At 70.4% G+C, this 23,282-nt stretch carries 27 protein-coding genes; 13 read left to right on the forward strand and 14 right to left on the reverse strand.

Annotated elements, in window-relative coordinates:
- Window positions 1–47: 47 nt before the first annotated feature.
- The 3 genes from rnhA to ispH are packed head-to-tail and all read right to left on the reverse strand — an operon-like array spanning window position 48 to window position 2,434.
- Complete coding sequence (gene rnhA / locus ACO057_RS20900; RefSeq protein WP_421995101.1) at window positions 48–497, reverse strand: ribonuclease HI; 450 nt, start codon at window positions 495–497, stop codon at window positions 48–50.
- Window positions 490–1,467 (reverse strand): homoserine kinase, encoded by a 978-nt coding sequence (locus ACO057_RS20905; protein WP_421995103.1) that lies wholly within the window; start codon window positions 1,465–1,467, stop codon window positions 490–492. The genes rnhA and ACO057_RS20905 overlap by 8 nt, the downstream gene beginning before the upstream one ends.
- Before the next feature lie 4 nt (window positions 1,468–1,471).
- Window positions 1,472–2,434 carry a 4-hydroxy-3-methylbut-2-enyl diphosphate reductase gene (ispH, locus tag ACO057_RS20910; RefSeq protein WP_421995105.1) on the reverse strand — a complete coding sequence of 321 codons (963 nt, stop codon included), beginning with the start codon at window positions 2,432–2,434 and terminating at the stop codon, window positions 1,472–1,474.
- A 94-nt stretch (window positions 2,435–2,528) separates the two neighbouring features.
- On the opposite strand from ispH, the gene ACO057_RS20915 reads away from it, so the two are divergent.
- Window positions 2,529–3,065: a hypothetical protein gene (locus ACO057_RS20915; protein WP_421995107.1), complete on the forward strand. Its 537-nt coding sequence runs from the start codon at window positions 2,529–2,531 to the stop codon at window positions 3,063–3,065.
- A gap of 111 nt (window positions 3,066–3,176) precedes the next feature.
- Here ACO057_RS20915 and ACO057_RS20920 read toward each other — a convergent pair whose 3' ends face one another.
- Window positions 3,177–3,902 carry a DsbA family protein gene (locus tag ACO057_RS20920; RefSeq protein ID WP_421995109.1) on the reverse strand — a complete coding sequence of 242 codons (726 nt, stop codon included), beginning with the start codon at window positions 3,900–3,902 and terminating at the stop codon, window positions 3,177–3,179.
- Between the two features lie 173 nt (window positions 3,903–4,075).
- Between ACO057_RS20920 and ACO057_RS20925 the strand changes: the two genes are divergently transcribed.
- Together ACO057_RS20925 and ACO057_RS20930 are read left to right on the forward strand one after the other, a co-directional pair.
- Complete coding sequence (locus ACO057_RS20925) at window positions 4,076–5,551, forward strand: gamma-glutamyltransferase (RefSeq protein ID WP_421995111.1); 1,476 nt, start codon at window positions 4,076–4,078, stop codon at window positions 5,549–5,551.
- A complete protein-coding gene (locus tag ACO057_RS20930; RefSeq protein ID WP_421995113.1) occupies window positions 5,548–6,714 on the forward strand; it encodes a pyridoxal phosphate-dependent aminotransferase in 1,167 nt (388 codons plus the stop codon). Before ACO057_RS20925 ends, ACO057_RS20930 begins: the two co-directional genes overlap by 4 nt.
- A 28-nt stretch (window positions 6,715–6,742) precedes the next feature.
- On the opposite strand, the gene ACO057_RS20935 is transcribed toward ACO057_RS20930, so the two are convergent.
- Together ACO057_RS20935 and ACO057_RS20940 are read right to left on the reverse strand one after the other, a co-directional pair.
- Window positions 6,743–7,387 (reverse strand): MlaC/ttg2D family ABC transporter substrate-binding protein, encoded by a 645-nt coding sequence (locus ACO057_RS20935; protein ID WP_421995115.1) that lies wholly within the window; start codon window positions 7,385–7,387, stop codon window positions 6,743–6,745.
- Window positions 7,388–7,397: 10 nt separating this feature from the next.
- Window positions 7,398–8,210, reverse strand: a complete 813-nt coding sequence (locus ACO057_RS20940) for an MlaA family lipoprotein (protein ID WP_421995117.1) — start codon at window positions 8,208–8,210, stop codon at window positions 7,398–7,400.
- 162 nt (window positions 8,211–8,372) lie between these two features.
- On the opposite strand from ACO057_RS20940, the gene metF reads away from it, so the two are divergent.
- Window positions 8,373–9,311 (forward strand): methylenetetrahydrofolate reductase [NAD(P)H], encoded by a 939-nt coding sequence (gene metF / locus ACO057_RS20945; protein WP_421995119.1) that lies wholly within the window; start codon window positions 8,373–8,375, stop codon window positions 9,309–9,311.
- A gap of 4 nt (window positions 9,312–9,315) precedes the next feature.
- Here the strand turns inward: metF and ACO057_RS20950 are convergent, their stop codons facing one another.
- From ACO057_RS20950 to ACO057_RS20965, 4 genes are all read right to left on the reverse strand, one after another.
- Window positions 9,316–9,672: a VOC family protein gene (locus ACO057_RS20950; RefSeq protein WP_421995121.1), complete on the reverse strand. Its 357-nt coding sequence runs from the start codon at window positions 9,670–9,672 to the stop codon at window positions 9,316–9,318.
- A 101-nt stretch (window positions 9,673–9,773) separates the two neighbouring features.
- Window positions 9,774–10,508 carry a RadC family protein gene (gene radC / locus ACO057_RS20955; RefSeq protein WP_421995123.1) on the reverse strand — a complete coding sequence of 245 codons (735 nt, stop codon included), beginning with the start codon at window positions 10,506–10,508 and terminating at the stop codon, window positions 9,774–9,776.
- A 79-nt stretch (window positions 10,509–10,587) separates the two neighbouring features.
- Entirely contained in the window at window positions 10,588–11,391 is an 804-nt protein-coding gene (gene map, locus ACO057_RS20960) for a type I methionyl aminopeptidase (protein ID WP_421995125.1), read from the reverse strand.
- A gap of 63 nt (window positions 11,392–11,454) precedes the next feature.
- On the reverse strand, window positions 11,455–12,354 hold the full coding sequence (locus ACO057_RS20965) for a methyltransferase domain-containing protein (RefSeq protein WP_421995127.1): 900 nt from the start codon (window positions 12,352–12,354) through the stop codon (window positions 11,455–11,457).
- 64 nt (window positions 12,355–12,418) lie between these two features.
- Here ACO057_RS20965 and ACO057_RS20970 point away from each other — a divergent pair, with 64 nt between their 5' ends.
- The 3 genes from ACO057_RS20970 to ACO057_RS20980 all read left to right on the forward strand — a co-directional run bounded on the left by ACO057_RS20970 (window position 12,419) and on the right by ACO057_RS20980 (window position 15,446).
- Entirely contained in the window at window positions 12,419–13,033 is a 615-nt protein-coding gene (locus ACO057_RS20970) for a cysteine dioxygenase (RefSeq protein WP_421995129.1), read from the forward strand.
- On the forward strand, window positions 13,033–14,568 hold the full coding sequence (locus tag ACO057_RS20975) for a rhodanese-like domain-containing protein (protein ID WP_421995131.1): 1,536 nt from the start codon (window positions 13,033–13,035) through the stop codon (window positions 14,566–14,568). The genes ACO057_RS20970 and ACO057_RS20975 overlap by 1 nt, the downstream gene beginning before the upstream one ends.
- Before the next feature lie 155 nt (window positions 14,569–14,723).
- Entirely contained in the window at window positions 14,724–15,446 is a 723-nt protein-coding gene (locus ACO057_RS20980; RefSeq protein WP_421995556.1) for a ComF family protein, read from the forward strand.
- 21 nt (window positions 15,447–15,467) lie between these two features.
- On the opposite strand, the gene ACO057_RS20985 is transcribed toward ACO057_RS20980, so the two are convergent.
- The gene (locus ACO057_RS20985; RefSeq protein ID WP_421995133.1) at window positions 15,468–16,196 is read right to left on the reverse strand and encodes a hypothetical protein; all 729 of its coding nucleotides are present in this window, start codon (window positions 16,194–16,196) and stop codon (window positions 15,468–15,470) included.
- A gap of 237 nt (window positions 16,197–16,433) precedes the next feature.
- Here ACO057_RS20985 and grxC point away from each other — a divergent pair, with 237 nt between their 5' ends.
- The 6 genes from grxC (at window position 16,434) to ACO057_RS21015 (ending at window position 20,423) form a co-directional block, all read left to right on the forward strand.
- Window positions 16,434–16,691, forward strand: coding sequence for a glutaredoxin 3 (grxC, locus tag ACO057_RS20990; RefSeq protein ID WP_421995558.1), 258 nt, complete (start codon window positions 16,434–16,436; stop codon window positions 16,689–16,691).
- Between the two features lie 93 nt (window positions 16,692–16,784).
- Complete coding sequence (locus ACO057_RS20995; RefSeq protein WP_421995135.1) at window positions 16,785–17,285, forward strand: DUF1178 family protein; 501 nt, start codon at window positions 16,785–16,787, stop codon at window positions 17,283–17,285.
- Window positions 17,282–18,220, forward strand: coding sequence for a DnaJ C-terminal domain-containing protein (locus ACO057_RS21000; protein ID WP_421995560.1), 939 nt, complete (start codon window positions 17,282–17,284; stop codon window positions 18,218–18,220). Before ACO057_RS20995 ends, ACO057_RS21000 begins: the two co-directional genes overlap by 4 nt.
- Window positions 18,217–18,486, forward strand: a complete 270-nt coding sequence (locus ACO057_RS21005; protein WP_421995137.1) for a hypothetical protein — start codon at window positions 18,217–18,219, stop codon at window positions 18,484–18,486. Before ACO057_RS21000 ends, ACO057_RS21005 begins: the two co-directional genes overlap by 4 nt.
- A gap of 15 nt (window positions 18,487–18,501) precedes the next feature.
- Window positions 18,502–19,407, forward strand: a complete 906-nt coding sequence (locus ACO057_RS21010; protein WP_421995139.1) for an SAM-dependent methyltransferase — start codon at window positions 18,502–18,504, stop codon at window positions 19,405–19,407.
- Window positions 19,408–19,469: 62 nt separating this feature from the next.
- Window positions 19,470–20,423 carry a Bug family tripartite tricarboxylate transporter substrate binding protein gene (locus tag ACO057_RS21015; RefSeq protein ID WP_421995141.1) on the forward strand — a complete coding sequence of 318 codons (954 nt, stop codon included), beginning with the start codon at window positions 19,470–19,472 and terminating at the stop codon, window positions 20,421–20,423.
- A gap of 18 nt (window positions 20,424–20,441) precedes the next feature.
- Here the strand turns inward: ACO057_RS21015 and ACO057_RS21020 are convergent, their stop codons facing one another.
- Genes ACO057_RS21020 through ACO057_RS21030 form a run of 3 tightly spaced genes read right to left on the reverse strand, consistent with a single transcriptional unit; the run spans window position 20,442 to window position 23,281 of the window.
- Window positions 20,442–20,882, reverse strand: a complete 441-nt coding sequence (locus ACO057_RS21020; protein WP_421995143.1) for a DNA polymerase III subunit chi — start codon at window positions 20,880–20,882, stop codon at window positions 20,442–20,444.
- Window positions 20,879–21,859 (reverse strand): NADPH:quinone reductase, encoded by a 981-nt coding sequence (locus ACO057_RS21025; RefSeq protein ID WP_421995145.1) that lies wholly within the window; start codon window positions 21,857–21,859, stop codon window positions 20,879–20,881. Before ACO057_RS21025 ends, ACO057_RS21020 begins: the two co-directional genes overlap by 4 nt.
- 36 nt (window positions 21,860–21,895) lie before the next feature.
- Complete coding sequence (locus ACO057_RS21030; RefSeq protein WP_421995147.1) at window positions 21,896–23,281, reverse strand: leucyl aminopeptidase family protein; 1,386 nt, start codon at window positions 23,279–23,281, stop codon at window positions 21,896–21,898.
- Window position 23,282: the final 1 nt, after the last annotated feature.

Genomic DNA, 23,282 nt, shown 5'->3' on the forward strand with positions numbered 1-23,282 from the left:
GGAGGCTTATCGCATCGGCTTGGCTCAGTGGCTGGTGCTACACAAAATCAGGCGCGCAGCGATTCGCGCGCCTGCGTCGCCAATACATCCGCCCGCTCGTTCATCGGGTGGCCCGAATGGCCCTTCACCCAGAGCCACTCCACCTCATGCGGCTTGGCCGCCGCCAGCAGCCGCTGCCACAGCTCGTAGTTCTTCACGGGCTCCTTGGCCGAGTTGCGCCAGTTGTTGCGCACCCAGCCCTTGATCCAGCGCTCCATCCCGTTGCGCACATATTCGCTGTCGGTGTGCAGCGCCACGCGGCAGGGGCGCTTCAGGGCCTCCAGCGCCTCGCAGGCGGCGGTGAGCTCCATGCGGTTGTTGGTCGTGGCGGGCTCGGCGCCGGTCAGCTCCTTTTCGCTGGAGCCGCTGCGCAGGATCGCCGCCCAGCCGCCCGGTCCGGGGTTGGGCTTGCAGCCGCCATCGGTGTAAATCTCAATGAAGTCTCGGCTGTCAGGCACCGATCGCCTCCGGGCTATGGGCCAGCGCGAAGAAGCGCAGCTTGTGAAGGTATTCCAGCGGATCCTTGCGGGTGACCATCGCGCCCTTCGGCGTGTTCACCCAGTCGTAGAGCCGCGTCAGCAGGAAGCGGATCGCCGCGCCGCGGCAAAGCACCGGCAGCGCCGCGCGCTCGGCCTCCGAGAGCGGCCGCCGCGCGGTGTAGGCGCGCAGCAAGGCGCGCGCCTTGGTGACGTTGAAGCTGCGATCGGGCTCGAAGCACCAGGCGTTCAGGCAGACGGCGACGTCATAGGCCAGCACCTCGGTGCAGGCGAAGTAGAAGTCGATCAGCCCGGAGACATGCGGCTTGCCGCCGTCTTCCAGGAAGAAGACGTTGTCGGGGAAGAGGTCCGCATGGATCTGCCCGACCGGTAGCGCGCCCGGCGCGGGCCATTCGGCCAGGATGCCCGAGAGCAGTCCGTCCAGCTCCGCGATCAGCCCCGGCTGCACGTCTTCGCCATCGGCGCGGCAGGCCTCGAGCAGCGGCGCCCAGGCCGCGACGCCGAGCCCGTTCGGGCGCACCGCCGTGTAGTCCGCGCCCGCCAGATGCAGCTCCGCCAGCGCCGCGCCCAGCGGCCCGCAATGCGCGGCCTGCACCCGTCGTGGCCAGACGCCGGCGAGGAAGGTGCAGATCGCCGCCGGCCGCCCGGCCAACTCGCGCAGGGCCGCGCCGTCGCGCCCCGGAACCGGCATGGGAGCCGAGAGCCCGCGGGCCACCAGATGCTGCATGAGCTCCAGGAACCAGGGCAGCTCCGCGGGGTTCACGCGCTTCTCATAGAGGGTGAGGACATAGTCCCCCGCCGTCGTCTTCAGGGCGTAGTTGGAGTTCTCGACCCCCTCGGCGATGCCGCGGAAGGCCAGCAATTCGCCAATGTCGTAATCCGCGAGGAACGCGCGCAGCGCCTCGTCGGAAACCTCAGTGTAAACGGCCAAGGGACTAGACGGACGCTGGGGTGGCCAGGGCGGCGGGGAGCTTGAAGATGACCTTCTCCTCCGCCACCACGATCTCTTCGATCTCGAGCGTGTAGCGCTCGCGCAGGCGCGCCAGCACCTCCTCGACGAGGACCTCCGGCGCGGAGGCGCCGGCGGTGATGCCGATGCGGCGCACGCCCTCGACCGTCGCGAGATCCAGGTCCCGCCCGCGCTGGACCATCACCGCCTTGGCGGTGCTGGCCCGGCCAGCGACCTCGACCAGGCGCACCGAGTTGGAGGAGTTCGGCGCGCCGACCACGATCATCATATCGACCTTGGGCGCGATCTCCTTCACCGCGGCCTGGCGGTTGGTGGTCGCGTAGCAGATGTCCTCCTTCGCCGGCGCCGAGATGTGCGGGAAGCGGCTCTGCAGGATGTTCACGATCTCCGCCGTGTCGTCGACGGAGAGCGTGGTCTGGGTGATGAAGGCGAGCGGCCGGCCGGCCGGGGGCTCGACCGTGCGGGCCTGCTCCTCGTCCTCGACCAAAGTCACGGCGCCAGGCGGAAGCTGGCCCATGGTGCCGATCACCTCGGGGTGGCGGGCATGGCCGATCAGGATCAGATGCCGCTCGCGCGAGAAGTGGTGCTCGGCCTCGCGATGCACCTTGCTGACGAGCGGGCAGGTGGCGTCGAGGAAGAACATCTCGCGCCGCTCGGCCTCGGCCGGAATGGATTTCGGCACGCCATGGGCGGAAAACACCACGGGCTGGCCGTCATTGGGGATCTCGGTGAGCTCCTCCACGAAGACGGCGCCCTGGCGTTCCAGCGCCTCGACGACGAAGCGGTTGTGGACGATCTCGTGCCGGACATAGACCGGCGCGCCGTAGCGCTTGAGCGCTTCCTCGACGATCTTGATGGCGCGGTCCACGCCGGCGCAGAAACCGCGCGGCCCGGCGAGAAACACGTGAAGGGTGGGCTTTTCGGCCATGTGGTGCAGAATCCCAAGGGGAGGTGCTGTAGCCTCACAGACTATCCCTTTGGGCCGATCGGTGCCAGACGGAGCGCGGATTGGAGGGGTGAGCATGCGTCTGGCCTTTATTGCGCCGCTGGTCTTGTCGGCGATGGTGGTATCCGGTTGCCAGCCGACCCGGATCGACGACCTGTTGGTCTCGTGCCCGGCGCTGACCCTGCCGTCGGATCTGGCCGATCTCACGCGCTACCGCGCCGGCTCGCCGCCCGACCTGTCGACCGTGGTGCTGGACGCCCGGGTGACGGCGGTGGACGCCAATTGCCGCCGCGGCCGCCGCGACCGGAGCCTGGACGCCACGATTTCCATGCGCTTCCAGATGGATCGCGGCCCGGCCGCCCCCTCCCGCGCGGTCCAGATCCCCTGGTTCCTCGCGGTGCTGGACGCGAACGACAACGTCATCAGCCGCCAGAGCTTCGTCCTGCCCGCGCAGTTCGGCGCCAATACGACGCGCGCCGCCGTGAGCTCCCAGCCGGTGGAGATCAGCTTCCCGGTCGGGCAGCACCTTCGCGCGCAGGATTACCGGATCATGGTGGGCTTCCAGCTCACCGAGGACGAGCTCGCGCTCAACCGCCGTCGCGGGCCGCGATAACTCGGGCCGTCTGGCCTGATTTATCGCGCTATATTTGTACCCTCAGGCACCGGGCCGCCGACGCACCATCCGCACAGTTGAGGGGGCGGATGTTTTTATGGGGCGGGGCGGCTAACCGCGCGCCGCCGCCGTCAGCCGCCGCAGCTCGGCCAGGTCCACCGCGCCGGGCACCAGCGTCGTCCCGATGATCAGCGCCGGCGTGCCCTGGATGTCCAGCGCGCGCGCCAGCTCCAGGTTCCGGGCGATTCGCGTCTGGATCGTGGGGTCGTCCATGTCCCGCCGCAGCCGCGCCCAGTCGATCCGGACCCGTTCCGCCTCGCGGCGCAGCACGGGCTCGGCCGGCTCCTCGCGCAGGCGCATCAGCGCGTCGTAGAGCGGCGCGTAGAGATTCTGGCGCTGGGCGGCCATCAGCGCCCGCGTCGCGAGCACCGAGTTCGGCCCCAGGATCGGCAGGTCCTTCATCACGACCCGCACGTCCCGCTCGCGCTGCAGCAGCTGCTCCATGACCGGGTGCAACTGCTTGCAATAGCCGCAGCGGGCATCGAAGAACTCCACGAAGGTCACGCTGCCCTGCGGATTGCCCTTCACCGGATCGGAGGCGTCGCGGAAGAGCTGCTCGGCGCGGGCGCGGATGGTCGCGGCGAGCGACGAGGCGCGCTCGGCCTGCTCGGCCTGCTCCAGCCCGGCCATAGCGTCGCGCAGGAGGCTGGGATCCTCCCGCAAGGCCTGGCGCAGCAGCTGCAGCACCTCGGTCCGCTGTTCGGCGCTGAGCGCCTGGGCCATCGCCGTGCCCGGAATCAGGGCGGCGCCGAGCGCCGCCAGTCCACGTCGGTTCATCTTTCGACCCTTTCGCAAGGGCCCAACATCCTCCCTCCGCCCGCGCGAGGCAATTCCCGTGCGCGGGCATCGGACCTGCGCGCAAGCCATCTCGGTTGCCCGGTGGGAAGAAGGCGTCTAATCCCCCTCGACCGGCCGGAATGCCGCCATCGAGGGAATCGAGCGCCACCCGCATGAACACGCCCGACAGGACTGCCACGCCCCGCCGCCCGATCTCTGGGCGGGCCCTCGCTCTGGTCGTCGCCGGCCTTTCGCTCACCGCCTGCGAAACGGCGGGGAACCTCACCTCGGGCCTTCTCGGCAACAGCATCGCCGCCGGCACCCCGGGCTATGTCTCGGGCTTCCTGGGCGGCGTGGCGGCCGAGGAACCGGTGGCCGCAGCCACCGCGCGCAACGTGCTCTCCGCCGGCGGCAATGCGGCGGATGCCGCCGTGGCGGCCGGCTTCGTCATGGCCGCGACGCTGCCCTCGCGCGTCGGCCTGGGCGGCGGTGGCGCCTGCCTCATCTACAACCGCATCCGCAACGACGTGGAGGCGGTCAGCTTCCTGCCCGGCGCGCGCAGCGGCACCCCGGCCAATGCCGATCGCCCGGCCGCCGTGCCGCTCCTCGCCCGCGGCCTCTTCGCGCTCCACACGCGCCTGCCCAATGGCCGGCCCTTCGAGGAGCTGATCGGTCCGGCCGAGCAGGCCGCGCGCTTTGGCATTCCCATGTCGCGGGCGCTGCACAACGATCTGACGGCCGTGCAGGGGCCGCTCTTCGCCGATCCCGAGGCGCGCTCCGTCTTCGGCCGCAACGGCCAGCCGGTCGCGGTGGGCGAAAACTTCCAGAACCCGCCGCTGGGCGGCACCCTGGCCGCGCTGCGAATCTCCGGCGTGGGCGACCTGCATCAGGGCGGGCTGGCGCGCCGGCTCGAGGAGGTCTCGGGCCAGGTGGGTGCGGGGACCATCAGCGTCGCCGAGCTGCGTGCGGCCCTGCCGCAGCTTCTGCGCCCGATCATCGTGAATGGCCGCAGCGGCGACCGCATCGCCTTCCTGCCGCCGCCGGCCGATGGCGGCCTTGCCGCCGCCGCGGCCTTCCAGTCGCTCCAGGCCGGCCAGGCGGGCGATGCCGCCCAGGCCCGTGCCATGGCCGTGGCCGCGGCGGCCCGCGCGCGCGGGGGCGACCCGGCGGCCCTGCTGGCCGCGACCGACCTCCCCGCTGGCGGCCTGAGCGCCCTGCCGGCCAGCGCCGGCCTCATGGTCTTCGACCGCAACGGCAATGCCGTGACCTGCGCCTTCACCATGAACAACCTCTTCGGCACGGGCCGGATCATGCCGGGAATGGGCTTCCTCGGCGCCGCCGCGCCCAATCTCGGCCGCGTCCAGCTGCCGCTGCTCTCGGCCGCGATCGGCTGGAACCCCAATCTGCGCGCCTTCCGCATGGCCGCCGCCGGTTCGGGCCAGGAGGGCGCGCCGATGGCCGTCGCCGGCCCCATGGCCGCGCAGATGCTGCGCGATGCCGGGCCCGAGGCCGTCATGCAGGCGGTGCCTGCCGCCGGCCGCGCCCAGGTCGGCATGTGCCCACGCTACCTGCCCGGCTTCCAGGCGCTCTGCACGACGCTCAGCGATCCGCGGGGCGCCGGCGTGGCGCTCGGCGCCACCGACCGGTGACGCTCAAGGTCGGGCGGGGCGCCGAAGCCCCGCCCTTCATCGTGATGGACGTGATCGCGGCCGCCAATGCCAAGGCCGCGAACCAGCCCGCCTCGGCTCCCGGCATCCTGCGCATGGAGGTGGGCCAGCCCGCCTCCGGCGCGCCCGCCGGGGCCATCGCGGCGGCCGTGGCGGCGCTGCATTCCGGCCATCCGCTCGGCTATACCGAGGCCTTCGGCCTGCCGAGCCTCCGCGCGCGGATCGCGCAACACTATCTCGACCATTACGGCGTGACCGTCTCGCCCGCGCGGATTGCGGTGACGGTGGGCGCCTCGGGCGCCTTTCCCCTGGCCTTCCTCGCCGCCTTCGACCGGGGCGACCGGGTGGCCATGGCCGCGCCCTTCTACCCGCCCTACGCCAATATCCTGACCGCCCTCGGCATGGAGCCGGTGCTGCTGGAATGCGGCCCCGAGACGCGATTCCAGCCGACCATCTCCCTGCTGGAGCAGCTCGACCCGCTGCCGGACGGGCTGGTGGTCGCGAGCCCCTGCAATCCCGCCGGCACCATGCTGACGCCCAATGAGCTCGCCGAGATCGCGCGCTGGTGCCACGCCAGGGGCGTGCGGCTGATCTCGGACGAGATCTATCACGGCCTTTCCTGGGGCACGGTCGCCGAGAGCACGGCGGCGGCCTTCAGCGAGAGCGCGGTGGTCGTCAACAGCTTCAGCAAATACTGGTGCATGACCGGCTGGCGCATCGGCTGGCTGCTGCTGCCCGAGGATCTGGTGCGGCCGGTCGAATGCCTGGCGCAGAACATGTTCATCTCGGCCCCGCACGTGGCCCAGGTGGCGGCCGAGGCGGCGATGGACTGCGTCGAGGAGCTGGAGGCCAAGAAGGCCGGCTATGCCCGCAGCCGGGCGCTCCTGCTGGAGAATCTGCCCAAGGCTGGCTTCGACCGGATCGCGGCGGCGGATGGCGCTTTCTATCTGTGGTGCGACGTCTCGCAGCTCACCAATGACAGCACGCAGTTCTCGGCGCGGATGCTGGAAGGCGCGGGGATCGCGGCCACGCCGGGCGTGGACTTCGACCGCACGCGCGGCGCGCGGTTCCTGCGCTTCAGCTATTGCGGGGCGGAAGCGGCGATGGCCGAGGCGCCGGAACGGCTGATCGCCTGGATGAAGTAAGCCAGGGGGCGCGCCCCTGGTCGGCTCCTCAGGAGCGTTGCTGCATCTGCTGCAACTGGTTGCGCATCGCCGTCAGCAGGGCGGAGACCTGGTTCCCGCCGCGCTGGATCACCGCGCTGTATTCGCTGCGCTGCGTCAGGCGCAGCGAAGTGCCTTCCGCCACGAGGTCCACGATGCGCGGCTGTCCGCCCACCTCGGCCACGCGCCAGTCCAGATTGACGCCCGCCTGGCCGGGGCGCTCCACGATGGTGGTCACCATCGCGTCGTCCTCGCTGCGCTGCTGGCTGCGGCCCATGGAGAAGCGCACGCCCTGGTACTCGCCGAAGCGGCTGGCGAGGTTGCGGGTCAGCGTCTCCTCGAAGAGGCGCAGGTATTCCTGCTGCTCGGCCGGCGAGGCCACGCGCCACCAGCGGCCGAGGATGAAGCGGCCCGTGCCCTCCATATCCACCGCCTGGCGCAGGATGCCCGCCACGCGCTCGCGCCGCTGGGCGGCCGAGAGGCCGGTGCTGTTGAGCGCGGCGACCAGCGAATCGCCCGTGGTGTGAATGAAGGTGGTGGCGCGGCCCGGATCCATCTGCGCGCGTGCCGCCAGCGGCGCGACGAAGGGCAGGGCGGCCAGGAGGGCCAAAAGCGCCCGGCGCGAGGGGCGCGGCGGGTTCAGGGTCATGGTCATGGGATGGGCCTCAGGGCGCTGTCGGGTTCGGCTGACGCGGCACGGGAACACCCGTTCCGACGCCGAAGCCGGTGCCGCGCGCCGCTTCCGGCGCGACGGTCCCAGTATTGCGGATCTCGGCATTGCGGCGCTGACGATAGGCGCTGCGCAGTGTCGAATAGGGGTCGAGCGAGGAGCGGTTCAGCTCGTCCAGCGCGTCGAGCACGCCTTCGCGCGCATCGAGGACGCCGATGCCGGCATAGGCCCAGCGCAGCGCCTCGACGACCTCGCCCTGGCCGAACCAGAACCAGGGGCTCGCCACCGCGTCGACGCCGTAGCCGAGGAGATCGCGCGGGTTGGACGGGCCGAGCACGGGCAGGAACAGATAGGGGCCTTCGCCCACGCCCCAGACCGCCAGGGTCTGGCCGAAGTCCTCGCCATGGCCGGGGAGGCCGAACTGCCAGGCGGCGACGTCGATTAGGCCGCCGAGGCCAAGCGTGGAGTTAATCATGAAGCGCGCCGCGGTGGTGGCCGCCCGGTCGGGCTCGCCCTGCAGCACGTCGTTCAGCAGGATGGTCGGCGCGCGCAGGTTGCCCAGCGCGTTGCGCACGCCGTCGCGCACGGGCTGCGGCAGGACGAAGCGATAGGCCTGGGCCGCGGGCCGCAGCGCCACCGTGTCGATGGCGTTGTTCACCGAATACATGGCGCGGTTGAAGGGCTCGACGGGGTCGTTATTGGCCCGGAATTCCTCCAGGGCCTCCGGGTCGCTCGCCGGCGGCCGCGCAGCGCAGCCAGCCAAGCCTGCCAGCAGGATGACGGAGGCGAGGATTGGAGCAAACCGCATGGACAACATCGGACCTTTCTGGGCGAGCACCATAAACTCGTGCGAAGGGATGCCGCTTCAACTACATGCACATTTTCATGAGCCGGAGCAAGTCGCTCGGCATGTTAGCTGGGGCGCGTTGCCACTTGCGCAATGGTCGACGCGCCGTCAAACGTCGGCATCATGAACGCTTCGCCCTCCAACACGCTGGAACGCTGGCTGACTGGCCCCCGGGTCGGGACCCTGCCTACGCCGTCGAGCCTTCCGGCCCCCAAGCTGTCCTTCGAGTTCTTCCCGCCCAAGAACGAGAAGCTTGAGGCGGATCTCTGGACCTGCATCCGCCGGCTGGAGCCTCTGGCGCCTCGTTTCGTCTCCGTGACCTATGGCGCGGGCGGCTCCACCCGGTCGCGCACGCATGACACGGTGGCGCGCCTCGCGAAGGAAACCTCGCTGACGCCGGCCGCGCATCTGACCTGCGTGGGCGCGACCCGCGAGGAAGTGGACGAGGTGGCCCAGGCCTATTGGGAGGCCGGGGTACGGCACATCGTCGCCCTGCGCGGCGATCCGCCGGCCGGCGCGGCGACCTACGAGCCCCATCCGGGCGGCTATGCCCAGGCGGAGGACCTGGTGCGGGGCCTGCGCCGGATCGGCGACTTCGACATCAGCGTGGGCGCTTATCCGGAGGTCCATCCGGCCGCACTTTCGGCCGATGCCGATCTCGATTTCCTGAAGCGCAAGATCGACGCCGGGGCGAGCCGGGCGGTGACGCAATACTTCTTCGACACCGACATCTACCTGCGCTTCCTGGACCGCTGCCACGCGGCGGGGATCACGGCGCCGATCGTGCCCGGCATCATGCCGGTCTCGAACTTCGCCAGCCTGAAGCGCTTCTCGGCCATGTGCGGCGCCTCGGTGCCGGACTGGCTGGGCCGGCTCTTCGAGGGGCTGGACGAGGATGTGGACACGCGCCGGCTGGTGGCGGCGACGGTGGCGGCCGAGCAGGTGCGCATCCTGCAGGCCAATGGCGTGGACGAGTTCCACTTCTACACGCTCAACCGGCCCGACCTGACCTATGCCATCGCCCATATCCTGGGCGCGCGACCGGCGGTGGCCGCGGGCTGACGGATCAACCGGCCTTCTTGCAGACGGCTTCGACGTTGTTGCCGTCGGGATCGAACAGGAAGGCCGCGTAGTAGTTCGGCCCGTAATCGGGGCGCGGCCCGGGCGGGCCGTTATCCCTCCCGCCAGCGGCCAGCCCGGCCTTGTGGAAGCGCCGGACCGTCTCGTGGTTCGCCGCCTTGAAGGCGAGATGCGCGCCGCCCGGCGCGGCCTTGTCCTCGCTCAGCCAGAGCCCCCCGTCCTTGAAGCCGTAGCCGGTGCCGTCCTCGGCGATCGGCCTCTGGCCGAGCGTGGCCATGATGGCCGCGTAGAATTTCACGGCCGCGGCGGTGTCGCGCACCTTCAGCCCGACATGATCGAACATCGCTCTGCCTCCTCGCTGCGCGGTGGAGGTTAGTCCGGCCCAGTCGTGAAAGCCTCGAAAATCTTGCGACGGTCGCCGCGACATGTCCGCCGCAGGCCCGGTCAGAGCAGGCCCCTGGCGCGCATCGAGAAGGGCGCGCCACGGCCCACGATCAGGTGATCGTGCAGGGCGATCCCCAGGGCCGCGGCGGCGGCCTTGATGTCGCGCGTCATCGCGATATCGGCCTGGCTCGGCGCCGGGTCGCCGGAGGGATGGTTGTGCGCCAGGATCACGGAAGAGGCATGCAGCTCCAGGGCGCGTTTCACCACCTCGCGCGGATAGGCCGGGGTGTGGTCCACGGTGCCGCGCCCCATCACCTCATCGGCGATCAGGCGGAGCTTCACGTCGAGGAACAGGACGCGGAAGTGCTCGGTGCGCTCGCGCGCCATAGCGGCGGTGAGATAGGCGGCGAGGCTGGCGCTGTCGCCGAGCAAGGGCTGGCTCTTCACCACCGCCTCGCCCAGCCGGAGTGCCGCGGCCTGCACGGTGCGCAGCGCGGCGATCCCGGCCTCGCCAAGGCCCTCGATGGCGCGGAGTTCGGCCGTGGTCGCGCTGAGCGCGCCGGCGAAGCTGCCGAAGCGAATGAGCAGCATCTTCGCGATGGGCTTGGTGTCGCGGCGCGGCAGAGCGAGGAAGAGCACCATCTCGATCAGTTCGTGGTCGAGCAGCGCGGCGGGGCCGGCCTCGATCAGCTTGCGGCGCATCCGCGCGCGGTGACCGTCGGCGCCGAGGGATGCGCCCGGCGCCTCGATCGGGAAAAGGCCCCCGGCCTCGTCGAGGCCCCGTTTCGCGGACATGCCGTCGTCTCCTCGGGAAGGCCCCGAGGATCGCACCGCGCCCGCCTCGCTTCAATCGAGAAGCATCAGGCGCGCAGGCTCAGGCGTAGGGCGGCTTGGAAAGCCCGCCGGGCGAGAGCGTGAAGATCTCGCACCCCGTCTCGGTGATGCCGATCATATGCTCGAACTGGGCCGAGAGGCTGCGGTCGCGCGTCACGGCGGTCCAGCCGTCGTCCAGGATCTTCACCTCGGGCCGCCCGGCATTCACCATGGGCTCGATCGTGAAGAACATCCCCGGCGCGAGCTTCGCGCCTTCGCCCGGGCGGCCGAAATGCAGCACGTTCGGCGGCTCGTGGAACTTCCGCCCGACGCCATGGCCGCAGAAGTCGCGCACGATGGTGAAGCGGTGCTTCTCGGCATAGGTCTGGATGGCATGGCCGATGTCGCCGAAGGTGTTGCCCGGCTTGGCGACCTCGATGCCGCGCATCATCGCCTCATAGGTCACGTCCATGAGCAGCCGCGCCTTGGTGCTGACCGGGCCCGCCGCATACATCCGGCTGGAATCGCCGTGCCAGCCGTCGAGCAGCGGGGTCACGTCGATGTTGAGCACGTCGCCCTCGACGATCACCCGCTCGCCCGGAATGCCGTGGCAGACGACGTGGTTGATCGAGATGCAGGAGGACTTGGTGTAGCCGCGATAGCCCAGCGTCGCCGGCACGGCGCCGTGCTCCACCATGAAATCGTGGCAGAGCTGGTCGAGCTGCCCGGTCGTCACGCCCGGCTGGACATGCGGGGTGATCATGTCGAGGCAGGCCGCGGCCAGGGCTCCGGCCCGGCGCGCGCCCTCGAAATCCTCAAGGGTGTGGCGCGTGATGCGGCGTGATTCAGCGCCCTGATTGTCCATGGAAAGGCCCGGCCTGCTTAGAGAATGTGACAGGGGCGAAGATGCGCTCCGGGGCCGTCCGGTTCAACCCGGTTTCTCGCCGGCCTTGATCTCCACGCTGCCCAGGGCCTCGGCCAGGCTGGCATTGGCGCTGCCCCGCCGGGCCGGCTTCTGCTGGCTCTCATGCGGCGCCCAACCGGTCATCACCAGGAGGCGGAGCTCCATTTCCAGGTCGAGCCGGGAGAAGGCGAGGGGGAAGAATTCGCGCGGCGGAATGCGGGAATCCCTTGCGCGCACCGCATTGCTCTCCCCCGCCGCGCGCAGATCCGAGACGAGGGCCAGGGGGCTGCGATAGATCATCGGCAGCCTTTCCTGGTCCGCGACGGGGATCGCGAAGCCGGCGCGCTGGAGCAGGCCGGCGAGGTCGCGCAGTTCGGGGAAGGGGGAGATGCGGGGCGAGACGCCGCCGCGCGTCTCGGCCTCGGCGGTGTTCAGCGCCTCGCGCAGGCCCTGGAGCGTGCCGAGGCCGGGCAGGGAGCCGAGGAACATCCCGTCCGGGGCCAGGGCCCGGCGGATCTGGATCAGCGCGCCGGGCAGGTCGTTCACCCAGTGCAGGCTGAGGCTGGCCACGATCAGGTCGAAGCTGCCGGGCGCGAAGGGCAGCCATTCCTCGTCGCCGGCGACGGCCAGGCATTTATCGTCGCCGGCCGGGCCGCCCGCGCGGCGCGCCATGGCCGGGGAGAGGTCCATCGAGACGACGAAGGGGATGCCGCGCCGGCGCAGCATCGGGGCGACCGCGCCGCGCCCGCCGAGGTCGAGCGCGCGGGAGAAGCGATGCGTCGTGTCGTCCAGCCGGTCGAGCAGGCAGACGGCCGCCGCGTCCAGGACGGGGGCGACCTTGGCCACGGTCGAGGCCGCGCGCTCGCGGCGAAGGGCCACCAGGGCACGGTCGAAGATGTCGGGCGAGTTTTCCACGACCCTCATCTGCGACCGGTGGCGCGGCGGCGCAAGCGGGACTATCGTCACGAAAATCAGGAGGAGCCCCCAGATGAACACGATGGATGTGAAGGCGGCCCGCGCCGCCGCCGTGGCCGCGACGATCGGCCGTATTCGCGAGATCGAGTCGACGATGGGCGTCACCCGCCCGGCTTTGGATCGCATCCGCGCCGAGCTGATGACCCTGGCCGCGCAGGAGCATCTCTTCCCGAGCTCCGAATTCCCCTCACCGCCGAATGGCGAGAAGGGCAGCAACCGCTACATCCTGCAGGAGGACGAGGACAACCGCTTCGCCCTCTACATGAACGCGCTGAACCCCGGCAATGCGACCAAGCCGCACGACCACACCACCTGGGCCGTCGTCGTCGCCGTGGACGGCCAGGAGCTGAACAAGGTCTATCAGCGCATGGACGACGGCTCCGATCCGGAGCGTTGCGAGATGCGCGTGGCCGAGGAGATCATGGTCGAGCCGGGCCGCGGCATCTGCCTGATGCCCGAGGACATCCACTCCATCCACACCATGGGCACGAAGCCGACGCGGCATCTGCACATGTACGGGCTGGCGCTGGAGAAGCTCGACGCCCGCCGCGCCTTCGACGACCAGACCGGCGTGGTCTCCTACTACAACAAGAGCTTTATGAAGCCGACCTCGGGCGCCAAAGCCTGATGCGTCTCATTTCGGCGGCCGATCTGAAGGCCTGGATCTCGCGCGGCGGCGAACTCGCGATCCTCGATGCGCGCGAGGAGGGCGAGTTCGGCCATGGCCATCTCTTCTGGGCCATTCCCTGCCCCCTCTCGAAGAAGGAGCTGCGCGCCCGCGCGATCCTGCCGCGCAAGGCCACGCGCGTCGTCTGCGTGGATGGTGGCGAGGGCCATGCGGAGAAGCTGGCCGAATACCTGACCTCGATCGGCTATGCCGACGTCCATGTGCTGAAGGGCGGCACGCCGGCCTGGAAGGCGGCGGGCTATGTCGTCTTCACTGGTGTGCATGTGCCGTCCAAGGCTTTCGGCGAGTGGGTCGAGCACCATTACGGCACCGAGAGCCTCGATCCGCCGGAGCTTCAGGCGCTGGTCGATTCCGGCAAGCCGATGGTCATCCTCGATAGCCGTCCGATGGACGAATATGTGAAGATGACCATCCCCGGCGCGGTGAACGTACCCGGCGGCGAGCTGGCCTATCGCATCGGCGATCTCGTCCCCGATGCGGAGACGACGATCGTCGTGAACTGCGCCGGCCGCACCCGCAGCATCATGGGGGCCGAGAGCCTGCGCCGCGCGGGCGTGCCCAACCGCATCGTGGCCCTGCGCAACGGGACCATGGGCTGGGAGCTGGCCGGGTTCTCCGTCGAGCGCGGCCAGACGCGCAGCTATGCGCCCGGCACGCCGCAGAGCGCCGGACTCGCGCTCCGGCGCGCCACCGCCTTCGCCGCGGAGAACGGCGTGAAGGTCATCAGCCGTGCCGCCGCCGAGGGCCTGCTCGCCGATGACAGCCGCACGACCTATGCGCTCGACGTGCGGGCGGCCGATGAATATGCGGCCGGGCATATCCCCGGTTTCCGCCATGCGCCGGGCGGCCAGCTCGTCCAGGCGACGGACCAGTGGGTCGCCGTACGCGGCGCTCGCGTGATCCTCGCCGATGACGACACGGTCCGCGCCCGTATGTCGGGCGCCTGGCTGCGCCAGATGGGCGGCTGGGAGGTCTATGTCGTGGAGGGCGCGCTGCAGGGCGCCCTGGCGACCGGCCGCTGGAAGCCCGAGGCACCGGAGATGAAGCCTGCTCCGACCGTGACACCCCAGGCCCTCGCGGCGGAGACGGGCGTGACGGTGGTGGACCTCGCCCGCTCCATCGACTTCCGGGCGGGGCATATCCCCGGCTCGGTCTGGGCGGTGCGTGGACGTCTGCCGAAGGTCGAGGGCGCCGTGGTCGTGACGGCGCCGGACCCGATGGTGGCCCATCTCGCCGCCGCCGAGACGCCGGGCGCGCGCGTGCTGGAGGGGGGCGTCGCCGCCTGGCAGGCTGCTGGCCTGCCTCTCGCGACCGACCGGCAGACGCCGCCGGACGAGGCCTGCGTGGATTGGTATCTCCGCCCCTATGACCGGAATTCCGGCATCGAGGCAGCGATGCACGAATACCTCTCCTGGGAGATCGATCTCGTCAACGAGGTGGCGCGCGACGGCGATTCGCGCTTCGGTGCCTGGTAGAATCCGCGCCCGATGACCGAAGCGCCGCCTGGCGCGAAGGTCTGAATCGGCCGCGCAGCGCATCCGCGCCCGATGACCGGAGCGCCGCCTGGCGCGAAGGTCTGAATCGGTCGCGCAGTCTGCTCAAAAGATGGGGCGTCGGGCTTCTCGACGTCCTGCTGCCGCCCACCTGCCTGACCTGCGACACCCTGGTCGGCGAGCAGGGCGGCATGTGCTCCGCCTGCTTCTCCCGCCTCGCCTTCGTGACCGCCCCCCTGTGCGAGGTCTGTGGCGTGCCCTTCCCGCATGACGGCGCCGGCTCGCGCCAGCCCGAGGGCTTCTGGTGCGAGGCCTGCGTCGCGGCCCCGCCCGCCTTCTCGGCGGCCCGCGCCGCCCTGCGCTACGACGACGGCGCCAAGGCGCTGATTCTGCCCTTCAAGCACAACGACCGCACGGAGCTGGCCCGGCCGTTGGCCCGCCACATGGCGCGCGCCGGCGCCGATCTGCTGCGCGCGGCGGATCTGTTGATTCCGGTCCCGCTGCACCGCTGGCGGCTGTTCCGGCGCCGGCACAATCAGGCGGCGCTGCTGGCTTCTCAGCTGTCGCGGATGTCCGGCAAGCGTTTCGATCCGATGCTGCTGCGACGGGTGCGCGCGACGAAGCCGCTGGGCGAACTGGGGGCGCGCCAGCGCGAGATGGCACTGGTGGGCGCTTTCGGCCTGGCGCCCGGATCCGCGCGGAAGCTGGCCGGCCAGCGCGTGCTTCTCGTCGACGACGTGCTGACCAGCGGCGCGACGGCGGATGCCTGCGCGCGGGTGCTTATCGGGAGCGGCGCGGTCGCGGTGGCCGTCCTGGCCGTGGCGCGGGTGCCCGATCCCCGGATCGAGCGACCCTCCTGAGGGCTCAGGCCGCCCGCAGCGTCACGATGAGACCCAATGCGATCCCCGCGAGCGGCCGACATATTGGAAGAACTTGTGGTCCATCAGCGTGCTGTAGAGGTAGCTCGGGCTGTAATGTCCGGGCTCTCTGTCGAAAAAATCGTGCATTTTCAGATTTTTTGCCTGATCGCCCAGCTGTGTGATGGTATTATTTTTCTCCAGGGCCGCAATATAGCAGAAAACAACGTGCTCGGAGCAGAATAGGTCGAATTTTCCGGCCTCGATCTTGGGAATGGCGCTTTGTAGGCGGCCTATGTTGTGGCTCGCTACAATGGAAGGCAGGACCGAAAGGCCTGCACCCATGACGGTGTAGTTGATATGTCCCGCCTTCATGAGGGCATTGTTCACCTCGGCGGCGGCGAGTGCGAGTTGCCGGAACTGGCACCGGAAGACATCGTAGGTATAGGCGGAATTTTCGCCGGCCAGATTGTGGTTTTCAAGGCCTCTCTTGCTCATCTCGGCAATCTGGGCACCGGAAGTGGCGAGACCTGCATGCGAGAAAGCCGCGTGGTCGCCGGTGAAAGTGGCCGATTCGAACAGACTGATCCCAATGTTGAGCAGGCTTTTATCGTTCATCTTGATCATGATGTCGCCCGGCTCAACGGGCCCGGTAGCCGGTATTGTGGGTTTCGGCGGCGAGTACACGTCCTTCAGATAGGAATAGACCTTGTAGTTGGGATTCGATTTCAAAATCGAAATAATATTCACCATGGGCCAATCTCCGATTGCATGATATAGAATATTCGCAACTCCAGGTTGCGATTAATGCCCAGCTGGACCCGTGAAGAAAGAGGGATGGCGTGATCTGTCCGCGCTTTTCAGTATTTTCCACGAGAAGTGATGGAAATGCGCCACACCGGACGACGCGCGCGATCTGCATGGCGGCTGCGTCGCGGCATCGACCCCGGCGGCTTGAAACTCCGGCCATCCGGCATTCTTATTACCGGCATGGCACAGATAGAAATCTACACGCAGGTCTTCTGCCCCTATTGCGACCGGGCTCGCGCCCTGCTCGAGAAGAAGGGCGTCGCATTCCAGGAGTTCGACGCGCCGCGCGGCAGCCAGGCGCGCAAGGACGCGACCGAGCGCTCGGGCGGCAGCACCACCGTTCCGCAGATCTTCATCGACGGGGCGTCGATCGGCGGCTCGGACGATCTCGCGGCGCTGGAGCGCGCCGGCAAGCTGGATGCCCTCCTCGCGGCGTGAGGGCGCCCATCTTGCCAAGGGGAACCGGGACTCCCCATGTGAGGCGGAGATGACCGGTTGCCATCAGGGCACATCCGGTCGAGGTTCACGGGAATGATTCGCTTTTCACTTCGTTGCGACAACGACCACCAGTTCGAGAGCTGGTTCAAGGATGGCGATGCCTATGACCGCATGGCTGCGGTGGGCCTCGTCGAATGCCCGACCTGCGGGGACTGCCGTGTCTCCAAGGCGCTCATGACGCCCTCGGTCGCCAAGGCGCCCGGCGTGAAGGGCCGTCCCGATGCGGTGGCCGAGCCCGCCGTGCCGGCCAAGGTCAAGGCCGCGCCGGCCAAGGCGCCGTCCGATGGTCCGCACCACGCGGCTGGCCCGATGCCGGCCCAGGTCATGGCCCTCCTGCAGCGCATGCGCCAGGAGGTCGAGAACAACTGCGACTATGTCGGCCCCGAATTCGCCAAGGAGGCCCGCCGCATCCATGACGGCGAGGCCGAGATGCGCGGCATCTTTGGCGAGGCCAGCGACGAGGAGGCCGAGGCGCTGCGCGACGATGGCATCGACATCGCGCGTCTGCCCTGGGTCCCGCGCTCGGACGGCTGATGGCAGAGGATCCCTACAAGGCCCTCGGCGTCCCGCGGGACGCCTCGCCCGAGGCGATCAAGGCCGCCTACCGCAAGCTTGCGCGCAAGCATCATCCCGACCTGAACCCCGGCAAGCCCGAGGCGGAGGAGAAGTTCAAGGCGGCCTCGGCCGCGAACGACCTCCTCTCCGACCCCGAGCGGCGCGCCCGCTTCGACCGCGGCGAGATCGACGCCGAGGGCCAGGAGAAGGCGCCGCCCGGCTACGGCGCGCGCCCCGGCGGCTATCGCCGCCAGGCCGACCAGCCCTTCGGCGCGCGCTACGGCCAGCCGCCGGACGGGATGGATCCGGGCATGTTCGGGGACGTCTTCGCCGATATCTTCGAGGCCCGCCGCCGGGCCGAATCCGCCCCGCGCAAAGGCTCGGACGAAACCTACCGCCTGAACGTCGCCTTCCTCGACACGGTGCGCGGGGCCACCCGCCAGCTCACCTTGCCCGATGGCAAGGCGCTGAGCGTGAAGATCCCGCCCGGGGTGGAGAGCGGCCAGACGCTGCGCCTGCGTGGCCAGGGCGAGCCGGGCCGCAATGGCGGCCCCGCCGGCGACGCCCTCATCGAGCTGACCGTGGCGGATCACGCATTCCTCCGGCGCGACGGCAACGACCTGCGCATGGAGCTGCCGGTCACGCTCAAGGAGGCCGCCCTCGGCGGGCCCGTGGTCGTGCCGACGCCCTTCGGCGAGCTGCGCGTGAACCTGCCCGCCGGCAGCGACAGCGGGCGCGTCATCCGCCTGCGCGGCAAGGGCGTGGCCGAGCACGGCAAGCGCCCGGCCGGCGACCTTTTCCTCACGCTGCGCGTGACGATCGGCAAGCCGGACCCCGCCTTGGTGGCCTTCCTCAACGACTGGACTCCGGAAGATCCGGAGGATCCGCGCGCCGGCATGGCCTTCGGGGAATGATCACCCTCGATATCCTCTATGCGCGCTTCGCCACCCTTCGCGAGGAGGATCTCCGGCGCTGGATCGGCGAGGGCCATGTCCGCGCCGATCGAAGCGACGGCGCCCTGGTCTTCCAGGAAATCGACGCCGAGCGCATCGGCCTGATCCTCGAGCTGCGCGAGGTGATGGCCGTGAACGAGGAGGCGCTGCCCATCGTCCTCTCGCTGCTCGACCAGCTCTATGCGCTTCGCCGCCGCCTCCAGGGCCTTAACGCGCTGGACCGCTGAGCGCGCCGGCCGCCGATGCGCCATTTCCCCTCCTTCCTGGACCTCGCGGGCCGCCCGGTGCTTCTCCTCGGAGAGGGCGACGCGCTGGTCGCGAAGGCTACCCTCTTGCGTGCCGCCGGCGCGCAGTTGCGCGAGGTCTCGCGCTTCGAGGAAGCCCTGCTCGACGGCTGCGCCCTGGCCGTCGCTTCGGGCGCGCCGGAGGGCGATCTCCTGGCCCTGCACGCGGCCTGCCTGCGCCGCGGCATCCCGGTGAACGTGGTGGACCGCCCGACGCTGTGCAGCTTCATCACCCCCGCCATCGTCACGCGCGACGACATCACCATCGGCATCTCGACGGGCGGCGCGGCCCCCGTGCTGGCGCGGCTGATCCGGCAGAAGGTGGAGGCCGTGCTGCCGCCGCTCCTCGGCCGTGTCGCCGCGCTGGGCCTGCGCTTCCAGCAGGCGGTCCGCGCCCGCCTGCCGAGCCTGCCGGCCCGCCGCAGTTTCATGGAGCGCGCTCTGACGGGCGAGCCGGCGGCGCTCGCCTTGAGCGGACGTCAGGCCGAAGCCGAGGCCGTCTTCGCGAGGCTGCTGGAGCAGGCCGAGGCCGCGCCGCGCGGTTTCGTCCAGCTGGTGGGTGCCGGTCCAGGCGCGCCCGATCTCCTCACCCTGCGCGCCCTGCGCGCGCTCGGCGAAGCCGATGTGATCGTCCATGACCGTCTGGTCAGTGCCGAGGTGCTGGACCTCGCCCGCCGCGACGCGCGGCGCGTGCCGCAGGAGGGGGCCGCCACCCTCCTCGTCGAGCTGGCGCGCGAGGGGCTGCGCGTGGTGTGCCTCAAGGCCGGCGATCCCTTCGTCCGCGGCGGCGAGGAGGCCCGGGCCCTGGTCGCCGCCGGCATCGCCTTCGAGGTCGTGCCCGGCCTCCCCGGCGGCCCTGATTGAGCGCGGAGCCTTCGCCGGGCGGGACATCGGGCTTATAGAAGGCGCAGGAGGATCCCGCGTCCATGAAACGTCGCCTGTTCACCGCCGGACTGCTGTCCGTCCCTGCCATCGCCCGCGCGCAATCCACGGGGCCGCTGCGGCTGATCGTGCCCGCGCCGCCCGGCGGCAGCACCGACATCCTGGCGCGCGTGGTGGGCGAGCGGGCGAGCGTCCTGCTGCGCCAGCCTATCGTCGTGGACAATCGCGGCGGCGCCGGCGGCATCATCGGCACCGAGGCCGCGGCGCGCGCGGCGGCCGATGGCAATACGATCATCCTCGGCCACAACCAGACCCACGCCTCCAACCAGTGGATGACGCGCAACCTGCCCTATCACGTGGTGGACAGCTTCGCGCCCATCGCGCGGCTGGCGACGGTGCATCACGCGACGGTCGTGCCGGCCAATTCGCCCGCGCGGACCATGGCGGAGCTGATCGAGATGGGGCGCGGCGGGCGGCGCGTCTCCTACGCCTCGTCGCAGGCGGGATCGGCGAGCCATGTGCTGGCCGAGACCTTCGTGCGCCGCTCGGGGATGGATGCGACGCATATCCCCTATCGCGGCGGCGGGCCGGCCACGACGGACACGGTGGCGGGGGTGGTGGATTTCTACGTCTCGACCTGGCCCGGCGTGGTGACGCTGGCGCGCGAGGGCCGGCTGCGCGCGCTCTCGATCGGCGCGCCGGAGCGGCTGGCGGATTTCCCCGACCTGCCGACGACGCAGCAGGCCGGCGTGCCCTTCATGGCGGTGGACGCCTGGTTCGGCCTCTTCGCGCCGCATGGCGTGGAGCCCGGGCGGATCACGCGGCTGTCGCTGGCCTTCCTCGACGCGATGTCGCAGCCGGAGGTGGCGGCGCGGGCCGTGCAGGCCGGGCTGAACGCCGCGCCGATGGGGGCGGTGGACTTCGCGGTCTTCCAGCTTGCGGAAGTGCGCCGCTGGCAGGAGATGGCGACGCTCACCGGGATCATGATGGAGAGCTGAGGGCGGCGGCCCCGGTCGCTACGCCTTCTTCTCCCAACCCTTTTCGGTCTGCTGCCAATAGGCCAGCGTGTGGCCCGCCTCCTTGGCGGCCTTCCAGCGCCGGCGCGCGGCCGCCACGGCCTCCTCGTCGCCGCCGTCGAACAGATCGAAAGCGCGCGCGTAATCGCCCAGATGCGCGCTCTCCATCCCATCGGTCAGAAAGAGATGCGCCGCGCCATTGGCCGGCGGCCCGTCCTGCAAGGTGAGGAAGATCGGCTGATCGGCGGGATCGCGCGTGCCGTGCGGCAGCCAGTCCGGCTCGGCGGTCGTCCAGAGCGTGTCGTCCAGCGACTGCATCCGCTCCTCGCTCGCGCAGAGCACCTGCGCGCGGGCCGGGATCGCCAGCACGCGGCCGAGCAGCCGCGGGAGCGCCTGCTCCAGCGTGCTGCGCGTCAGGTGGTAGAAGCCGATATCCGTCACGGGATCGTGAGTACCACATTCCCCATGACCTGGCCCGACTGCACGAGGTCATGCGCCGCCGCGCATTCCGATAACGGCATCGTCACGGCGACGGTGTGCTGCAACCCGCCCTCCGCGAAGAAGCGCGCCAGTAGCGTCTCGCATTCCGCGCGGGGGGCGGCCGAAAGCTCGTAGACGATGAAGAACCGGATCGCGAGGCCGCCCAGGATCATGGGTCCGAAATTCACCGCGACCTCGCGCTCGTTCGAGCCGTAAGCCACGCAGATTCCATCCGTCGCCAGGATCTGCGGAAGCAGCGCGGCATTGCCCGAGAGATCCACCTCCACCACCCGGTCCACGCCGCGCCCGCCCGTGAGTTCCTTCACGCGCGCCGCCACATCCTCGCGGCGATAATCGATGGTCGCATCCGCCCCGGCCGCGCGCGCATGCGCGGCCTTGGCCTCGGAGCTGACCGTGGCGAGGATCCGGCTCGCGCCCAGCCTCCTGGCGAACTGGATCGCGTAGTGCCCGACCGCGCCCGCGCCGCCGGTCACCAGCACCGTCTGGCCCGCCACGCCGCCATCGGTCGTGATGGCGCGCAGCGCGGTCAGCGCCGGGATGCCGAGGCAGGCGGCGGCCTCGAAGCTCAGGGAATCGGGCATCGCGACGGCCTGGGCGGAGGGCAGCGCGATGTACTCCGCCGCCGTGCCGAAGGGCCGCTTCCACTGGCCGTTCCAGATCCATACGCGGCTGCCGATGCGCGCGGCATCCACCCCCGCGCCGACCTTCTCGATCACGCCCGCGCCGTCGCTATGCGGGATGACGCGCGGCGCGGACATGGGGCGGGAGCCGGCGCGCGTCTTCCAGTCCGAGGGGTTCACGCCCGAGGCATGGATGCGCACCAGAACTTCGCCCGCCGCGGGCTCGGGGGTGGGCATCTCGCCATGGACGAGGACGTCCCGCGCGGAGCCATTGCTTTCGTACCAGACGGCCTTCATCGGCTTCTCCCTTTGCATGCTTGATTCACGGCGCGATCAGACCCGGTGCGGGTCCTCGAAATGGCGTTCCACCAGCGCGTCCAGCAGGCGCACGCCGAAGCCCGTCGGCGTGCCCTTGGTGGCGAGGGCATCGTCGGTCTCGGCCGTGTCCATCCCCGCGATGTCCAGATGCGCCCAGGGCAGGGTGCCGACGAATTCGCGCAGGAAGGCCGCGGCATTGGAGGCGTCGGAGACGAAGCGCGTCCCGCCCGGCACGCATTGCTTGAGATCGGCGATGTCGCTGTTGAGCTCCTCGCGATGCCGCTCGCCGATGGGCAGGTGCCACAGCCGCTCGCCCACCGCCTCGCCGGCCGCGGCTGTGGCGGCACCCAGCGCCGCGTCGTTGTGGAACAGCCCCGCGCGGTGATGGCCCAGCGCGGTGATGACGCTGCCGGTGAGGGTGGCCAGGTCCAGCACGGCCTGGGGGCGGAAGCGCGTGGCGGCCAGGTGCAGCGCATCGGCCAGGACGAGGCGACCCTCCGCATCGGTGTCCACCACCTCGACCGTGCGGCCGCTCATCATCCGCAGCACATCGCCGGGGCGATAGGCGGAGCCGCTGGTCATGTTCTCCGCGATGGCGAGGATCGCGACGGCCGGGCAGGGCGAGTTGCGCCGCGCCAGGGCCAGCATCGCCCCGGCGCAGGCGGCGGCGCCGGCCATGTCGGCGCGCATCGCCTCCATGCCGGCCGCGCCCTTGATGGAGATGCCGCCCGTGTCGAAGCACAGCCCCTTGCCGACGAAGGCCACCGGCGGGGCGCGGAAATCGCCCTTCCAGCGCAGGATCACGATGCGCGGCGGCACGGCGCTGCCGCTACCCACCGCCAGGATTCCTCCCGCGCCGAGCTTCCTCAGCGCGGCACGGCCGAACTCCTCGACCTCGATGCCCTCGCGCTCCAGCCCGCGCAGGCGCCTGGCGAATTCGCGCGGCGTGAGGCGGTTGGCGGGTTCGGCCACAAGCTCGCGCGCCAGCAGCACGCCGGCGAGCTGCGCTCCGGCGCGGGCCCAGGCGGCGCCCAGCGCCAGCGGGTCGTCCACCAGCAATTCGAGCCGTCGCGGCCCCGGCGAACGCTTCGACTTCAGGACCTCGAAGCGCCAGGCCCGCAGTACGGCGCCCATGCCCAGCGCGATCGCGAAATGCGGCGAAAGCCCGCGCGCATCCAGCGCCACGCGCGGCGACGCTCCGGCCGCGGCGATGCAGGCCGCGCCCACGGCCTCCCATTCCGGCGCGGTGGCGGCGTGGTCGGCGCCGATCCAGCGTTCCTGCGGCGAGAGTTCCAGCACCTCGCCGCGCTGGCCCGAGAAGCCCGAGGCATGGAGCGCGCCCTCGATGATCGGGCGCAGCAGGACCGCGCCCTTCGAAGCCTCGCGCCGGAGCTTGAGCAAC

The sequence above is a fragment of the Roseococcus sp. genome, from assembly GCF_965227005.1.
Classification (GTDB): Bacteria; Pseudomonadota; Alphaproteobacteria; order Acetobacterales; family Acetobacteraceae; genus Roseococcus.

Coding starts and splice junctions, on each gene's coding strand:
- ACO057_RS20970 (WP_421995129.1), top strand. CDS start 12,419: ATGAACACGATGGATGTGAAGGCGGCCCGCGCCGCCGCCGTGGCCGCG.
- ACO057_RS20965 (WP_421995127.1), bottom strand. CDS start 12,354: ATGAGGGTCGTGGAAAACTCGCCCGACATCTTCGACCGTGCCCTGGTG.
- metF (WP_421995119.1), top strand. CDS start 8,373: ATGAACGCTTCGCCCTCCAACACGCTGGAACGCTGGCTGACTGGCCCC.
- ACO057_RS20925 (WP_421995111.1), top strand. CDS start 4,076: ATGAACACGCCCGACAGGACTGCCACGCCCCGCCGCCCGATCTCTGGG.
- ACO057_RS21015 (WP_421995141.1), top strand. CDS start 19,470: ATGAAACGTCGCCTGTTCACCGCCGGACTGCTGTCCGTCCCTGCCATC.
- ACO057_RS20920 (WP_421995109.1), bottom strand. CDS start 3,902: ATGAACCGACGTGGACTGGCGGCGCTCGGCGCCGCCCTGATTCCGGGC.
- ACO057_RS20915 (WP_421995107.1), top strand. CDS start 2,529: ATGCGTCTGGCCTTTATTGCGCCGCTGGTCTTGTCGGCGATGGTGGTA.
- ACO057_RS20975 (WP_421995131.1), top strand. CDS start 13,033: ATGCGTCTCATTTCGGCGGCCGATCTGAAGGCCTGGATCTCGCGCGGC.
- ACO057_RS21005 (WP_421995137.1), top strand. CDS start 18,217: ATGATCACCCTCGATATCCTCTATGCGCGCTTCGCCACCCTTCGCGAG.
- ACO057_RS21010 (WP_421995139.1), top strand. CDS start 18,502: ATGCGCCATTTCCCCTCCTTCCTGGACCTCGCGGGCCGCCCGGTGCTT.
- ACO057_RS20995 (WP_421995135.1), top strand. CDS start 16,785: ATGATTCGCTTTTCACTTCGTTGCGACAACGACCACCAGTTCGAGAGC.
- radC (WP_421995123.1), bottom strand. CDS start 10,508: ATGTCCGCGAAACGGGGCCTCGACGAGGCCGGGGGCCTTTTCCCGATC.
- map (WP_421995125.1), bottom strand. CDS start 11,391: ATGGACAATCAGGGCGCTGAATCACGCCGCATCACGCGCCACACCCTT.
- ACO057_RS20935 (WP_421995115.1), bottom strand. CDS start 7,387: ATGACCATGACCCTGAACCCGCCGCGCCCCTCGCGCCGGGCGCTTTTG.
- ACO057_RS21025 (WP_421995145.1), bottom strand. CDS start 21,859: ATGAAGGCCGTCTGGTACGAAAGCAATGGCTCCGCGCGGGACGTCCTC.
- ACO057_RS20940 (WP_421995117.1), bottom strand. CDS start 8,210: ATGCGGTTTGCTCCAATCCTCGCCTCCGTCATCCTGCTGGCAGGCTTG.
- ACO057_RS20985 (WP_421995133.1), bottom strand. CDS start 16,196: ATGGTGAATATTATTTCGATTTTGAAATCGAATCCCAACTACAAGGTC.
- ispH (WP_421995105.1), bottom strand. CDS start 2,434: ATGGCCGAAAAGCCCACCCTTCACGTGTTTCTCGCCGGGCCGCGCGGT.
- grxC (WP_421995558.1), top strand. CDS start 16,434: ATGGCACAGATAGAAATCTACACGCAGGTCTTCTGCCCCTATTGCGAC.
- ACO057_RS20950 (WP_421995121.1), bottom strand. CDS start 9,672: ATGTTCGATCATGTCGGGCTGAAGGTGCGCGACACCGCCGCGGCCGTG.